The 14,089-nt window shown below is 58.1% G+C and carries 11 protein-coding genes and 2 pseudogenes; 9 read left to right on the forward strand and 4 right to left on the reverse strand.

Annotated elements, in window-relative coordinates; genetic code table 11:
• Nucleotides 1-92 precede the first annotated feature (92 nt).
• From ACYVHC_RS20810 to ACYVHC_RS20845, 8 genes are all read left to right on the forward strand, one after another.
• Entirely contained in the window at nt 93-899 is an 807-nt protein-coding gene (locus ACYVHC_RS20810) for a sensor histidine kinase (protein WP_460615664.1), read from the forward strand.
• Nucleotides 899-1,639, forward strand: a complete 741-nt coding sequence (locus tag ACYVHC_RS20815) for a LytR/AlgR family response regulator transcription factor (RefSeq protein WP_460615665.1) — start codon at nt 899-901, stop codon at nt 1,637-1,639. The genes ACYVHC_RS20810 and ACYVHC_RS20815 overlap by 1 nt, the downstream gene beginning before the upstream one ends.
• 125 nt (nt 1,640-1,764) lie before the next feature.
• A complete protein-coding gene (locus ACYVHC_RS20820; protein ID WP_460615666.1) occupies nt 1,765-2,562 on the forward strand; it encodes a carboxypeptidase-like regulatory domain-containing protein in 798 nt (265 codons plus the stop codon).
• Nucleotides 2,563-2,918: 356 nt separating this feature from the next.
• Complete coding sequence (locus ACYVHC_RS20825; RefSeq protein WP_460615667.1) at nt 2,919-3,848, forward strand: sensor histidine kinase; 930 nt, start codon at nt 2,919-2,921, stop codon at nt 3,846-3,848.
• Nucleotides 3,848-3,988 (forward strand): hypothetical protein, encoded by a 141-nt coding sequence (locus ACYVHC_RS20830; protein WP_460615668.1) that lies wholly within the window; start codon nt 3,848-3,850, stop codon nt 3,986-3,988. The genes ACYVHC_RS20825 and ACYVHC_RS20830 overlap by 1 nt, the downstream gene beginning before the upstream one ends.
• Before the next feature lie 161 nt (nt 3,989-4,149).
• Nucleotides 4,150-5,619, forward strand: a complete 1,470-nt coding sequence (locus ACYVHC_RS20835; RefSeq protein ID WP_460615669.1) for a serine hydrolase domain-containing protein — start codon at nt 4,150-4,152, stop codon at nt 5,617-5,619.
• Nucleotides 5,620-6,109: 490 nt separating this feature from the next.
• Complete coding sequence (locus tag ACYVHC_RS20840) at nt 6,110-8,737, forward strand: DUF5916 domain-containing protein (RefSeq protein WP_460615670.1); 2,628 nt, start codon at nt 6,110-6,112, stop codon at nt 8,735-8,737.
• 795 nt (nt 8,738-9,532) lie between these two features.
• The gene (locus ACYVHC_RS20845) at nt 9,533-10,918 is read left to right on the forward strand and encodes a serine hydrolase domain-containing protein (protein WP_460615671.1); all 1,386 of its coding nucleotides are present in this window, start codon (nt 9,533-9,535) and stop codon (nt 10,916-10,918) included.
• 243 nt (nt 10,919-11,161) lie between these two features.
• On the opposite strand, the gene ACYVHC_RS20850 is transcribed toward ACYVHC_RS20845, so the two are convergent.
• The 4 genes and pseudogenes from ACYVHC_RS20850 to ACYVHC_RS20865 form a co-directional block, all read right to left on the reverse strand.
• Nucleotides 11,162-11,563 carry a hypothetical protein gene (locus ACYVHC_RS20850; protein WP_460615672.1) on the reverse strand — a complete coding sequence of 134 codons (402 nt, stop codon included), beginning with the start codon at nt 11,561-11,563 and terminating at the stop codon, nt 11,162-11,164.
• Nucleotides 11,564-12,055: 492 nt separating this feature from the next.
• Entirely contained in the window at nt 12,056-12,670 is a 615-nt protein-coding gene (locus tag ACYVHC_RS20855) for an IS3 family transposase (protein ID WP_460615673.1), read from the reverse strand.
• Between the two features lie 21 nt (nt 12,671-12,691).
• Nucleotides 12,692-12,778, reverse strand: a pseudogene (locus ACYVHC_RS20860) (hypothetical protein); the annotation flags it as partial.
• Between the two features lie 146 nt (nt 12,779-12,924).
• Nucleotides 12,925-13,155: pseudogene (locus tag ACYVHC_RS20865) on the reverse strand (energy transducer TonB); the annotation flags it as partial.
• Nucleotides 13,156-13,313: 158 nt separating this feature from the next.
• Here ACYVHC_RS20865 and ACYVHC_RS20870 point away from each other — a divergent pair.
• Nucleotides 13,314-13,610: a hypothetical protein gene (locus tag ACYVHC_RS20870; RefSeq protein ID WP_460615674.1), complete on the forward strand. Its 297-nt coding sequence runs from the start codon at nt 13,314-13,316 to the stop codon at nt 13,608-13,610.
• The last annotated feature ends 479 nt before the right edge of the window (nt 13,611-14,089 follow it).

Below are 14,089 nucleotides of genomic sequence, written 5' to 3' on the forward strand. Positions count from 1 at the left end.
TTGCGTTTCTATTTTACACCAACAGTCAATGGCTGTTCCCCCGGTTTTTTATTCCCAAGCGGTATGGCGCTTATGCGCTAGGCCTGGTTGGTTTGACACTGGTCTTTGTCAGCGCACGTTATATTGTTACAGTACCTATTCTTTCGACTATTATTGCCAAACCTGTTTATCCATTCTACACACTTAGCGCTTTCCTCGCATTCAGTTTACAGCGTGGCGTACTCTTCTTTACCTATAGCTTCGCTTTCGCCTACACCAAGCACGCCCTCAGCATTCAAAAGCAGTTACGGGAGCAGGAGAAGCAGTTGCGGGTTCAAGAACGGGGGTTGCTGGAGGCAGACATCGCTTTCCTGAAAAGCCAGATCAACCCGCACTTCCTCTTCAACGCCCTCAACTTCCTCTACGCCCAGGTCTACCCGCTCTCCGAGCCCACGGCCAAAAGCGTGCTGTTGCTCTCCGACATCATGCGCTACGCCCTCAACGAGGGTGGCGAGCAGGGCAAGGTGATGCTCGACAAGGAGCTGCAGCACCTGCGCAATTACGTGGCCCTGAACCAGCTGCGCTTCGGCCATCAGCTGCAGGTGCAGCTGCAGGTGCAGGGTAGCACGCAGTTTCTGCTGATTCTGCCGCTGGTGCTCATCACCTTCGTCGAGAATTGCTTCAAGCACGGCGAGCTCTTCGACCCCGCCCACCCGGTGCTGGTGCAGGTGCGGGTGCAGGAAAACCAGCTCACCTTCTTTACCAGCAACCGCAAGCACGGCGGCCCGGTCGAGCACTCTACCGGCATCGGCCTGGACAACACCCGCCGGCGGCTGGCCGCTTTCTACCCCGGCCGCCACCAGCTCACGGTGCACGACACACCCGACGCCTACGCCACCCACCTGACGCTAAGCCTATAATGATCCGCTGCCTGATTGTGGACGATGAGCAGGGAGCCATCGACATCCTAAGCCAGTTCGTGGCCAAAACGCCTTTCCTGGAGCTGGTGGCCAGCACCACCCACCCCGTCGAGGCCCTGCGCCTGGTGGCCACCCAGCCCATTGATCTGGTGTTTTTGGACATTCACATGCCCCAGCTTTCCGGCCTGGAGGTGATGCCGCTGCTCACGGGCAAGTGCCAGGTGATTCTGACCACCGCCTACAGCGAATTCGCCCTCAAAGGCTTCGAACTGGAAGCCTTGGATTACCTGCTCAAGCCCATTGCCTTCGAGCGGTTTCTCAAGGCGGCCCAAAAAGCCCTCAAAGCCCAGGCTCCGCCCGTTCAGCCCATCGCCCTGCCGCCTGACAACTACATCTTTGTCAAGACGGAAAGCAAGGGCCACATGCGCAAGGTGTGCTTCGAGGACATTGTGTACGTGGAGGGCCTGAAGAACTACGTCTCCATCTACACCGAGCAGGAGCGCATTATCACCCTGCTCAACATGAAAGACCTACAGGAGCGGCTGCCGCCGACGCAGTTCATGCGGGTGCACAAATCCTACATCGTGTCACTGAATAAGATCAAGGCCCTGGACGGCAACCTGATTCTGTTTCAGGATGGCAAAGCCAGTGCCCCGCTCGGCGACACCTATCGCCGTGGCTTCTTCGAGGCTCTGCAGCGCCACGTGGTCAGCAGCAAAGGCAGTGCGGACCTGGGGTAGAGGCCAGAAGCCACCACTCCCGCTTCGGCTTTGTCGAAGGGGGGCGCCGTTTCGAGTCTAATAAACCCTGTCCCGAAGGCATCCGCCAGTTTGGGCTTTCTGTTGCTTTTTCCTCAGCTCTCATTATGTTTCTCACCTACTCCCTGCGCTGTGCGCTCTACCTGCTCGGCTGCGTGCTGTTCCTCGTTACCAGTTCGTGTTCCAAGAAAGACGACCCGGTGCCGGCGCCCACCCAGGGGCGGGTTCAGGGCACCGTTCTCCCAATCGGGGCCGCCCGCACCGTTACCCTGACCGCCGCCAACGGCCGCACAAGCACCACAACGCCGGATGCAGCAGGCGCTTTCGCTTTCCCGGATCTGGGGCCCGGCACTTACTCGCTCTCGGCCGAGCCGACCAGCAGCTACAACCCCCTGGACCCCGTTTCCTTAGTGGTCCAAGCCGGGGAAACCACCTCTGTGACCCTGACCTTTTTACGTAGCTTTCGGATTCAGGGCACCATGAGTTGGCAGCAGGGCGGCGTTCCATATACTGCTGCGGTTGTTGCCGGTGGCACCGGCCTTTCCTTCGCGCTGGAAGGCCGTACCGCTGCCGATGCCAACGGCATTTCGCGGAGCGTGAGTATTGTCCTGGGAATGCCGGGAGGCAATAATTCGGCCCCTTTCGTGGGCGCCGGGTTCTATCCACTGGGCCTGAGCGAGTTTACTTTCAGCATGTACCGCTACTTCACAACCACCTCACTCGACCAGTACGTTACGGGCAGCGGCGGAAGTTCAGTAGGCAGCGTGCTGATGAGCCGCTACGACCCGGTCGCGCTGGTGGCCTCCGGTTCCTTTGAGTTCATTGCGGTGCCCGTCACCAACGGCACCGGCAACGCCACCCCCACGCAAACCATCACCAATGGCCGGTTTGACATCACCTTTTAAGGTGACAGCAACTCCTTGTCTATTCCGTCGGGCTACTTGCCTAGGCCCTCTATCATAAGTGATAAAGGCGCGAATGGCTTTGCGCCTAGGTAACGCGTGCGGGCAGCCTGTGGGCGTTGATACAGCGAAATAGGTCGTTGGTGTAATAATGTTTCCGGGCGACGACCACAGGGGTATGTTTAACTCGTCAAGCAACAAGCAGCTGAAGTAGCCTAGAAACAAGTTCTATAAACACCTTTGCACCATCCACTTCTTTACTCTCTCAGTCAGTGAACGTGCCACGTCTTAAAACCATATTTGTTCACTTAGCAGCGTGGGTGGCCTACTATGCCTATGAATATATATTCGTTGTGGCAATGAGTGGCCCATCCCAGATTATGCTGGGCGATATTTTTCTGTTTTCGCTGTATGCCTTCATATTTTATATCCATAGCGAGTGGCTGTTTCCCCAGTTTTTTATTCCAAAACGATTCGGGGTCTACACAATAGGGGTAATTAGTGTGTTCCTCACTTATTTGGCTGTGCGCGGGGGACTTATCCAATTTGTTATTCCCTCACTCGGTATTAAGTCAACCCAGACGTTTGTTAATCTGCGTATATTTCTAGCTGTTGGCGTATTTCGTGGCGTGTATTTCTATGCCTGCAGTTTGGTGTATGCTGCTGTCAAATATGCACTTCGTACCCAGTACCAGCTGCGGATACAGGAGCGGGGGTTGCTGGAGGCAGACATCGCTTTTCTGAAAAGCCAGATCAACCCGCACTTCCTCTTCAACGCCCTCAACTTCCTCTACGCCCAGGTCTACCCGCTCTCCGAGCCCACGGCCAAAAGCGTGCTGTTGCTCTCCGACATCATGCGCTACGCCCTCAACGAGGGTGGCGAGCAGGGCAAGGTGATGCTCGACAAGGAGCTGCAGCACCTGCGCAATTACGTGGCCCTGAACCAGCTGCGCTTCGGCCATCAGCTGCAGGTGCAGCTGCAGGTGCAGGGTAGCACGCAGTTTCTGCTGATTCTGCCGCTGGTGCTCATCACCTTCGTCGAGAATTGCTTCAAGCACGGCGAGCTCTTCGACCCCGCCCACCCGGTGCTGGTGCAGGTGCGGGTGCAGGAAAACCAGCTCACCTTCTTTACCAGCAACCGCAAGCACGGCGGCCCGGTCGAGCACTCTACCGGCATCGGCCTGGACAACACCCGCCGGCGGCTGGCCGCTTTCTACCCCGGCCGCCACCAGCTCACGGTGCACGACACACCCGACGCCTACGCCACCCACCTGACGCTAAGCCTATAATGATCCGCTGCCTGATTGTGGACGATGAGCAGGGAGCCATCGACATCCTAAGCCAGTTCGTGGCCAAAACGCCTTTCCTGGAGCTGGTGGCCAGCACCACCCACCCCGTCGAGGCCCTGCGCCTAGTGGCCATCCCTTAACCAATTCCCCAGGCTGCCCCAGTTGCACGTTCTGTGTTTCCCCACTTCGGTTAGACCATCCGCGCAGCTTCGCAACGCTAAGCTTGAAACAGTCACGGCTGTCGGTCGCTGCCGGGACGCGCCCTATTGCTACTTATCCCCCTCTTCTAAAACAATCACGTATGAAGCTATCCACTCTGCCTATCGTCGCCGTTGCAGTGGTCAATCTCCTGCTGTCTGGTCTGTCGGTTCAAGCGCAATCCGTACAGTTTACTTCCTATTCTCAATTCAACGACACCCTGGTCGCCCAATTCAACCGTGGTGCTTACCACGCCATGGAAGCGTACAGCAGTCCGGCCCTGCGCCGACTAGAAGCAGCGGGCAGCTTCTCCCGATTTTTAGGCGAGTTGAAGCTTAAAACCGGGACTATCCGTTCTACAACGGTGCTCAACGAGCCGGGCAAACGCCACGTGTTTGCCTGGCAGGGCGAACAGCAGAACCTGCGCGTAGCCTTGGTGTCGTCTGCGCCCGGCGTGATTGACGACTACACCATTTCTGACTTCATCGAACAGCCCAACGGCCGCTCTACGCCGGTGCTCACGGACAACCAGCAGAAAACGGCGTTGGATGCGGCCGTGCACCGCGCCGCTACGCTTTACATGCAGCACCCCGACGCGGTCGGCATGTCCATCGGCATTTACCAGCAGGGCAAGGAAACCTTCTACAACTACGGCGAGGTAGAGAAAGGCACCGGCCGCCGGCCTACTTCTGCTACCTACTACGACATGGGCTCGGTGGTCAAAACGTTCGTGGGCACGCTGCTGGCCCAGGCCGTCATCGACCAGAAAGTGCAATTGACCGACGACATCCGCCGGTACCTGCCCGGGCAGTACCCCAATCTGGAAGTGGAAGGCCAGCCGATCCGGTTCGTCGATCTGGCCAACCATACTTCGGGGTTGCCTGGGGCCCCCCGCGTATATACAGCTGCCGTGAAGGCCCGGCAGGACCAGCTGAACCTGGCCGATAGAACGGCTACCTATAACCGGTACACGGCCGACAGCCTGCTCCATGATCTGCACAACATCCAACTCGTCACCAAACCCGGCACCACCTACCGCTACAACAACACGGCTATGCTGGTGCTGCAACTGCTGTTGGAGCGCGTCTATCAACAGCCCTACGAGCAGCTGGTGACCCGCTACGTGCGCAAGCAGTTCAACCTGCGCGACACCAAGCGCGTGTTGTCGGCCAGAGAGCAGGCCCGCTACGCCGTCGGCTATACCCGGCCGGATCTGCCCCAGGCGCACCTGAACTACACGGGCTACTGGGGCGGCCCCAACCTGAGCTCCACCGCGGCGGACCTGCTGCGCTACGCGCATGCGAATCTGCAGGAGCGTCTGCCGGCCGTACGCCTGGCGCACCTGCGCACCTGGGGCACGGCGCCGGAAACAGGATTGGGGCTGGGGTGGATGATGGATACGGATGCGCAGGACTGCCGCCGGATTTTCCACAACGGCAAGTCCGTCGGCTACAACACCCGACTAGTGCTTTATCCTGCCCAGCAGACGGCCATTGTGCTGCTGGTCAACGAGAATGTGAGCCAGAGTCGCCTGACGGAGTTGGAGGAGCAGTTGACTCGTTTGCTGCCGTAAGGGTGGTTGCCCGCGTGGTCCTGCGGCCAACCGTGAACACGGTCTCGTGAGGTATGCCAGCCCTGCACTGGTTAAGAGCATTTCGCCCAGAACGGTCTACCTGATTTGACGCGGCTCCAAACGGCTGACCAGTGAGCCCAAGCCGCCCCTAGATTGGTCTTAAACCCCGGACGAGGCAAACCAGACTGGTGCCGAACCTACTGAATATTAAGGTTCCGCCCAGCAATGGGGGTTTGCTTACTGCACTTGAGACGCACTTGAAGTTGTCTCTATTTCAGCTGTTGCCTGTGCTGCCCTTAGTTAGGCACCAGGCGCTGTGCGGCCCTGTTTTCTTTAGTTTTTCTCGGTAACGACGCAGCTTTTGTCCTGCGCGATTGCTCGTGCCCGTTGTTTTTGCCCGCATTCCCCGGCGGCACTAGCGGGCTACCACTCCGCCCCGGCCTCGTCTGGATGGTTCCCATCTATCCCCCTTTTCCCTGCGTCGATTGCCATGCACCCTCTCTTTATTCAGTTGTTTATTGTCGTCGCGACAGTTTTACAGGTGCTGCTGCCCACGCCAGTAGTTGGCCAACTAAAACCCGAGCGTGGGCCAGAGTCCACCACGGTTCCCGTGGCTGCCAAGCGCCAACTGACGGCCTTGCGCATTGCGCTGCCGATGCGGGTGGACGGCGTGCTCGACGAAGCGGCTTGGCGGGAAGCACAACCGGCCGCGGACTTTGTGCAGTTTCGGCCCCATCCCGGCGTGCCCGAACAGCACCGCACGGAGGTGCGCATCCTCTACGACGACGCTGCGCTGTACATAGGTGCCGTCATGCACGATGTAGCGGCGGACTCCATTCCCCGGGAACTGACGGCGCGCGACACCTATGGTAACGCCGACCGGTTTGGCATTTTTCTGGACCCCTACGCGGACCAGCTCAACGGCTACAGCTTTGTGGTCACTAGCAGCGGCGTTCAAGCGGACGCTCGCTATTCCCCGGCTGGCGGCGAAGACTACAACTGGAACGCCGTTTGGGAGTCGCGCACGAGCGTGCAGGGCAGCGACTGGGTTGCCGAACTGCGCATCCCGTACTCGGCCATTCGCTTCAGCACGGCCGACATGCAGGCGTGGGGCCTTAACTTTTTCCGGCTGCGCCAGCGTGAAAACCAGCGCTTTTACTGGAACGAAGTCAAGCCTCAGGTATCGGGCTTTGTGAACCAGTGGGGCACCCTGACGGGAATGCGGGGCATCAAACCACCGTTGCGTCTCTCGCTCACGCCCTACGTGTCGAGCTACGTGAACCACAATCCGCTTAATGTCGAGGGCACTAAGCGCACCACCGCGAGTTTCAGCGGTGGGGCCGACCTGAAGTGGGGCATCAACGAGAGCTTCACGCTCGACGCCACGCTGGTGCCCGACTTCGGGCAGGTGCAGAGCGACAACCAAGTGCTCAACCTTTCGCCCTTCGAAGTGCAGTTCAACGAAAACCGCCCATTCTTCACCGAAGGCACCGAACTCTTCAGCAAGGGCGGCTTATTTTACTCGCGCCGCGTAGGCGCTACGCCCATGGGCTTCGCTGGGGTGGGAAATCACCTGCACTCCGGGGAAAGGGTAGTGGCCAGCCCGGCCGAAACCCGCTTGCTGAATGCCACCAAAATATCGGGGCGTACCCGTACCGGGTTGGGGGTGGGGTTCTTTAACGCCGTGAGCAATGACGTGTACGCCACAGTGCGCCACGTGGAGAGCGGCGCAGAACGTCAGGTACTCACGCAGCCGTTTAGCAATTATAACATCATGGTGTTGGATCAGAGCCTCAAGAACAACTCGTACGTCTCGCTCATCAACACCAATGTGACGCGTGCTGGCCGCACCTACGACGCCAATGTGACCGGTGGCCTGTTTCGCTTCGCCAACAAAGCCAACAAATACGCACTGGATGGCAGTGTGATGTACTCGCGGCGGCGTGGCACCGTGTTCGACTCCGAAACGCCCGTCAGCGACCAGGATGGTTACAAGTATGGTCTCAGTTTAGGCAAAATCAGCGGCAACTGGACCTGGACCCTCAACCACGGCGTGGAGTCGGACCGCTACAACCCCAACGATTTGGGTATCCTACTCGGCAACAACAACATCTCGCAGTCAGCCAAACTCGCCTACCGTCAGTACAAACCGTTTTGGAAGGTGAACAACTTCGCCCTTTTCACCGCGGTCAACCATTCCCTGTTGTACAATCCTACCCGTTACCAGTCCCTTGGTTTCTACCTCGGCTCCAATACCACGTTCACCAAAAGCTTCACCCAGGTCGGATTCGACCTAAACGTGGACCCGGCGACGCGCAACTTTTTTGAGCCCCGCATCACCCCCCTGGGCCGCTATTTCGTGCGGGTGCCGGCCAATGGCCGACTTACCGGGTTTCTTAATTCGGATGCCCGAAGACTTTTTGCCTACGGCGTGCATGCCGGCGTGGACCGCTACCGCCTTGACGGCCGGCTGCCGAGGCCCCGGCGTACGGGCTACAGCTTCGGAGCCTACCCGCGCTACCGCGTCAACGACCACCTCACGTTCCGCTACAGTCTGGATTGGAGCCTGAGCCGCAACCAAATCGGCTACGTCAATGGCGGACTCAGTTCTGGGCAGGTCCTGGACCGTAGGCTTATTCAGGCCCTGGGCGGCGACACGCTCGCGGGCCGCGGGCCCGTAGACGTGCTGGCGGGCCGCCGCAACGTAGCCACGGTCGCCAACGTGGTGTCAGCAGCTTACACATTTACGAACCGCATGGCCTTCACGGTGCGGCTGCGCCATTACACGAGCAGTGTGCGCTACGCAACCTTCGCGCAACTCGGGCCGGCGGGCCAAGAGAGCCCGTTGATTTACGAGCGCAACCGCGATAATACTTACAACGCCTTCAATGTCGACGCGGTCTATTCGTGGTGGTTTGCGCCGGGTTCTCAGGTCAGCGTGGTCTGGAAAAACACCGGTACGACCTACCTGCAAGCCGAGCAGGCCATGCCCCAATATTTCGCCAGTTTTAGCCACTCCATCAATTCTCCGCTCAACAATTCGGTTTCGGTAAAGGTGATCTATTTCTTGGATTATCTCGCGTTCAAGACAGGAAAAGGGGGGCATCGACCAGATTGACTTGTTCGGTCAGATACGGCTGCTTAGAATAGGTCCGACAGGTTTGCACCCCAACGGCGCCACACTTTTTAATGCTCTCTATATTTCCATTTTGACCACTGGCTGGCCGCGCTACCGCTCCGGATGCGCCAAGAGATGACCACCGCCGGGTTCGCGGCCGCAAACAGCAGTTGGGCTTTTCGACGCCATTTACTGGAACGCCGCGACCTCGGGTACACGGCTTTTATGGCCCAGCAGCTTTCGGTCGAGGATTGGGCTTTCCAGCAGCAATAAGACGACGAAACCGCTTAGCGTCATTTTTCGCCCAGTTGTAACGAGTCTCCCCCAACGAACCCGATTTAAGGAGTGACATCCGGATACGGTGTGGGTGAGTCGGCACCTTTAGCAGCAGCCCCCACTATGCTTGCACCCTATGCCTCGTCGTTCCACCTTGTCCGCTACCGAGCGGCAACAACTGCTAGCCCTGATGGAGACGCCTGCCGAGTTTATCCGGCAGTATAGGCCTTGATAAAAAGTTTGGTCCAAAAGTTAATCGGCAGCCTGGGCAGCTGCCGGCTTGCGGTGGGTGGCTCCCTCCACTCTGACCTCGAAGCCCTCTTCGCCTTCAGCTGGGAGCCGCTGGCGGCCGCGGCCAGTTAATTTTCGCACCACATTAGTAACCAGGGCCACTCCCCGCAGCAAGGCACTACAGCCGGATAACGACACAAGTTTCGTTATTTCGCCCGTCCCATCAGCCATCTTACTGGGTCGGCAGCTACCTTTATCTATTACGCGCGTAACGGTCATCGCGGTACCATGAAGCTCTTTTTCACCTCGTGCTTGTGCGTCCTCTTCCTGCCGCTCCTCCACGGGCAAGGCATCAAGCAACGAGTAGATGACTACCTGATGCGGGAGTTGCAAAAATTCAACGTGCCCAACATGGAGGTAATCGTTGTCAGCCGTGACTCCGTGCTGTATACCAAATCAATCGGCGAAGCAACTGACCCGCACACCCCGTATTACCTGGGATCGGTGAGCAAGTCCTTGACCGCCTTCGGCGTGCTAACGCTGGTTGAAAACGGGCGGTTGAAGCTCGACCAACCGGTGACGACGCTTCTTCCCACGCTTCACGTCACCGGCGGCAGCACTCCGCTGACCGTTCGCCACCTGCTGAATCACACCAGCGGCATTGCCAAAAAGGCGGGGTTTGGCGCCCTACCGCCGCTACCAGAACTGGAACGCGCCGGCTTCTCGTTGGCAACCGCTCCGCAGCCCGGCCAGAAGCACGAATATTCCAACCTGAATTACGCCCTGTTGGGGCTGATTATCGAAAAAGTAAGCGGCCGAACCTTCCAACAATACATGCAGGAGCAGGTCTTTGCCCCAATGGGCATGGACCACACGTTTAGTGGGTCGTCAGCGCAGAACGAAACCCGGGTCGTGGCGCAATACCAATACTGGGGGCCTTTTCCGGTGAAGAGCCGCCAAGCTGACTATGCGCTGACCGCCGTCCCGGCCGGTTTTATTTGCAGCTCTGCGGCGGACATGGGAAAATACCTGCAGGCGAACCTTAACAAGGGCACCGTGGGCACCCGACGCGTGCTGGACAGCGGCCTGGTAGCGGCCCTGCACACCCCGTGGGCGAAAGGCAAGACCGGGTATGCCATGGGCTGGAACCAAGGCAGCTACAACGGGAAGCGGCTGTTGCAGCACCTGGGCTCCACGGCCACATCATATTCGGCCATTTTCATTTTGCCCGATGACAACCTGGGCGTGGCGGTCTTAACCAACTCCAATTCTCTGGGCTTTTCCGAAAGCCTGGTGGAGGGCATCGTAAGCATCGTCACGGGCGGGGAGGCCCACCCGGCTTCCGTAACCGAATGGTACGGGCGGTGGCTGGTGGCGTTGCTGACGCTGTTCTTGGCTGGACGGCTCGTGTACCAGGTGGCGCTCCTACTGCGCACCGGGCGCGCACATCCAGCCACCATGGGTAAAGCAGTTAGAAGCCTAGCCGTGGCCATCGGTTGTTTTGTAGGATTCGTCTTCTTGTTGCCGACCATCGCCCACGTTCCGTTCCTCAGCCTGCTGAAGCTGCAGCCCGACATCGGATGCCTGGTGCTCCTGGCGTTGGGCAGTCCGGTCGTTACCAAGCTGATTTGGACGGGGCAAGTGCTGAGAGCCCCTTCGCCCCCGAAAGGGTAGCGGTGGCCCTTTCTCCATCGGAACCCGGATGAGAAAGGCGTCAACCAGTAAGCCAACCGAAACCAGCAAGCCCTTTGTATGAGGGGGTAACCGAGGGGCCGTAATTAAAAGTGTTGAGCGAAAAGTGCATTTCAAACACCTGCCCACCCAAAAGCTACGGTGCTAAGGGCACCCGCTACAAGTGCTTACGCCACCGAAAGAGAGGTATATAGGCGCACCAAAAGGCAACTGTTGCCAAGGGTGTCACTCAGCATAATGGGCAGTACGCAGGATAGCCAGCGCGTCGGCTTTGTGCTGCTCCAGCAGCCAGATCACACGTTTGGTCTCCCGGTCTAGGGAGCGCTGATAGGCTTGTCCGGCTGGGGTGTCCGGGGGCTTTTCCCCTACCTTCAGCTGCAGCAGCATATTGATACGGGTAAGTAAGTCCCCCAACTCACTATAGAGTACGGTCCACATCGCTTGGGCCTGCTCCGGATGCTGGCGCAGCAGCTGGCGCAGATTTAACAGTTTCATGACGAGCCCGGCCAGCGCCTGTAGCCGCCCCTGCTCCCCGGCCGATAGCGTAAGGAGCTGGCGGTCAATCACGCGCAGGGGCCCAATCTGGGGCTTCTTCTGCGTGCGCAAGGGATGACCCGCATCAGTCACTAGGACGCCTAGTACAACGCCTCACAGCGACACGCTTCTGCCCTCGGCTACGTACCGCCCAACCCCTTCGAATCCCACTTCCAAACTGCGTTCCTATTCTGTCCAACTTAGCCAGATCACCTCACCCCAAACTGGACGCTCTTCATCCTGCAATACCGCGCTAGTAGGCTAAGTAAGGGTGGCTATATATAGATTTTGTGCATTACTCTTAGCGATATTTCCTATTTTTGCGGGCCCAACGCACTGACTGGCTGAGGTGGTCGGATTAGGTGAGACAGAATGGGGTCTTAATTAGAAGAGCTTGTTTTCAAAGCGATGCGGGCACTCAAAGCCGAGTGCCGAGTGCCACCGCTGGTGATTGTAGTAGTCAAAATACGTGGCCAGCTCGGCTTACGCCTCGGCTACTGAAGCGAAAGCAGATCGGTCCAGCAGCACCTCCGTCTTTACGCGGGACCAGGGGCTTTCGGCCTGGGCATTGTCGTAGCACTTAACTCAGCGGCTCATGCTACGCACTAGGTGCCGCTCCGTGAGTAAGCGTCGGTAGGCGTTACTGCAGTACTGTCCGCCCCGATCAGAGTGGACGAGTAACCCCGCCGCCGGCTGCCGGCTCAGCAGCGCTCGACGCAAGTTACTCACGACCAGTTCTTCAGGCATACTACCGAGCACCTGCCAACCGACCACGCGTTTGGTATAGACATCCTGAAACGCGGCCAGATAGGCCCAGGCGCCATTTTGCAGCGGTAAATAGGTAATGTCGCCCACCCATACCTGGTCGGCCGCAGTGGGCGCTGGCCGGTCCAGCACGTGATTCGCCGCCACGCGCGGACCATGCTCGCTTTGGGTCGTGCGGGGCACAAATGCCCGCGGTTGCACGGCCACGAGCTCGCGTCGGCGCAAGGCGTGGCGGATACGATGACGACCAATCCGGTGCACTTGCGCCTGCAGTTCGGCCCGTAAGCGACGGGTGCCATAGCGTCGTTTATGCTGCACAAACGCCTGACACAATGCCTTTTCCCACGCCGGCACGCAGGAGCGAGCTGCTGTTTTTTGCCGCCACCGGTAGTAGCTGGCCACCCCCACTCCAACTACTTGACAGAGCCGACGCACGGGTTGCGTAGCTTTTTGCCACTTGTAGAGTAGTTTAGGGCTGATGCCGAGCTGCCGAGCCGCGGCTTGGGTGCTACGGCTTTCACCAGCCAGGCGCAAGGCTTCCGCTCGGAAGGCCTCATCCTAGCGGCGGCGCTTGCGGGGCGCACTGTTGGTTGGTTTCGAACTCAGGACAGAAGGAAGTTAACGCCCTTTTCTGTCTCACTTAGTTAGACCCTCTCATACTACCCTCAAACCAAGCTAGCTATTTGTGCTTATTTCTTCTCCGGCGTCCCAGTAGGCGAGTAGGGGAAGGGTAGGGTTAAGCGAATTTCATGGTCTTGCCCCGCCAGGTTGCGATAGCGGGCAGCGCGCATCACCCGCAATGCTTCTTCGTCACAGCCATAGCCTAGCCCGCTAACGACGACAACGTTTTGCGGGACCCCTGCCTGGTCGATCAGCAATTGTAAGGTCACCTCTCCGCGCACGTACTGAGCTTGAGCCGCGGCCGGATACCGTAACTAAGTCAACGCTTTGCCGGGCATCCCCAACGCAAGCGGCGCTGGTGGACCGGCAGTAGGACAGGCTCGTGCGGTACGTAGCCTGTACCGAGTTTGTATCCGTTGAAATGCTACATTTAGGACGTACTATTCTTTCTGGCTTCATGGCAACGCTACCGGCCCCTGCGTTTGAAATTCATTTAAATGAGGAAACTATTGCGCGTTACCTCGCGACGCATACCGGGGATCCGGAAAGTGAACTAGAAACGTTGTCTACGTTTCTCGCCTCTGAATTTCAGCGCTTCTATCATCAGTATGGCTTCCTGCCGGGCGCCGGAGACTATTACACGACCGCTGAAGGGAACACGTTCGTAGTGCGCCTGCGCGGATACGACGCCGAAAGTCAGACGCTCTTTCTAGTGGTGGATGAAGCCACCCAGAGCCGTGTCACGGAACACTAGAAGCGATGCAGATTCTCTGTATGGTATACGCCCCCGATGTTTACTTACCAAAGTATTCTCCATACTGCTGTAAGTGAGGGGCTAGAAAAAGTGAGGGGCGGCCAAGTAGAAAAGGTGTACGCATTGATGCTGAAGTTCCCGAGCCGATCATACGCCAAAAAGAGGTTGAAGCTCCCACTTGCTTACATCGGTACCATGCAAAAAGCCCTTCGTGCTTCACGAGGGGCTTTTTTGAAATCATGCCGGAAAGCATATACACACCTGATACTTTCCATGTGACTAAAATACATTATAAAATCAATATTATTATAGGCCTTGTTGCAAAAGTGCAGTATGGACCAATGAACGGCCCCAAGTACTTGTCGGGAGTTCACCCTATTGTTTGGCTTACCGGAGTGTACACGTAACCACGTCCTGAGAGTACAGGCCATTGCGGCTACGTACTGGACTTTGGCGGCCCTTGCTTGCCCTTTTTATTG

This window comes from Hymenobacter seoulensis (assembly GCF_054780535.1).